Origin of the sequence: Streptomyces sp. DH12 (assembly GCF_020873895.1) — a bacterium.
Classification (GTDB): Bacteria; Actinomycetota; Actinomycetes; order Streptomycetales; family Streptomycetaceae; genus Streptomyces.
Genome location: NZ_JAHWGT010001146.1, coordinates 1 through 444, shown reverse-complemented (window position 1 = coordinate 444; position 444 = coordinate 1). Strand labels below are relative to the sequence as shown.

The 444-nt window shown below is 72.1% G+C and carries 1 protein-coding gene; it reads left to right on the top strand.

Going from position 1 to position 444, the window contains the following annotated elements; translation table 11 throughout:
* Positions 1-444: lanthionine synthetase LanC family protein (locus tag LPA54_RS38965; protein ID WP_306806633.1), on the top strand; the 444-nt coding region annotated here is incomplete at both ends.

Here is a 444-nt window from a genome sequence, read left to right as displayed (position 1 = left end):
CACCACCGGCGGGTACGTCTCCGCGCTCGAGCGGTTCGACGCCTACCAGCGTGATCTCGTGGGGACGGTCCTGCCGCCCGTGGAGGACCGGCCGTTGCCCACCGTCGGACACTACGAAGTGGTCCGTGGACTGACCGGAGTCGGCCGGTATCTGCTGGCCCGTGCGGAGACCTGCGAAGAGCCGCTGACGGCGGTGCTGGACCACCTCGTGCGTCTGTCGCTGGGCACCGTGGAGCATCAGGGCGCACACGTGCCGCGCTGGTGGGCGTTGGACGCGCCTCGGATCGGTTCGGAGGGGGCGTTCCCGGGGGGTCACCTCAACCTCGGTCTGTCGCACGGCGTTGCCGGACCGCTCGCGTTGATGGCCCTGGCATGGGAGCAGGGCGTGCGGGTGCCGGGGCAGCGGGAGGCGATGGGGGCGACGGCCGGACTGCTGCGGACCTG